Raw genomic sequence first — 494 nt, forward strand, 5'->3', positions numbered from 1 at the left:
TGATCCTGTTCATGCACGCAGATCTTAGTCGCGGCCGGGGCCAGCCGGTTTTCGTTGCCGGATCGCGACGCGCCATGGTGTTCCGTGAGGCCCGCGGGGGGTGGACACTGGACCCGGGACACGCCCGCACGGGCTGGAGGAAGGGTCGAGATGACGACATTCGTCACGTGCCTGTGGTTGGACGGGCAGGCGGAGGAGGCCGCGGAGTTCTACTGTTCGGTCTTCCCGAACTCGCGGGTCATCGCCGTCGACGAGACGCCCGTCGACACCCCGGGACCGAAGGCCGGCGAGGTCCTGACCGTGGAGTTCGAGCTCGACGGACGGACCTTCCTCGCGCTCAACGGCGGACCGGGGGTCGAGTACACCGACGCGATCTCGCTGGAGATCCGGTGTTCCGACCAGGCCGAGATCGACCACTACTGGGACGGCCTCCTCGCCGGGGGCGGACGAGAGATGCAGTGCGGGTGGCTAACCCGGGTGATTCACGGGGATCT

General features: G+C 67.6%; 1 protein-coding gene. It reads left to right on the forward strand.

The features are described 5' to 3' along the window. Window positions 1-150: 150 nt before the first annotated feature. The coding region (locus G6026_RS16810) for a VOC family protein (protein WP_182613838.1) at window positions 151-494 on the forward strand (344 nt) is incomplete at its 3' end.

The organism is Dietzia sp. DQ11-38-2 (assembly GCF_014145055.1).
In the GTDB taxonomy this organism is placed as follows: domain Bacteria; phylum Actinomycetota; class Actinomycetes; order Mycobacteriales; family Mycobacteriaceae; genus Dietzia.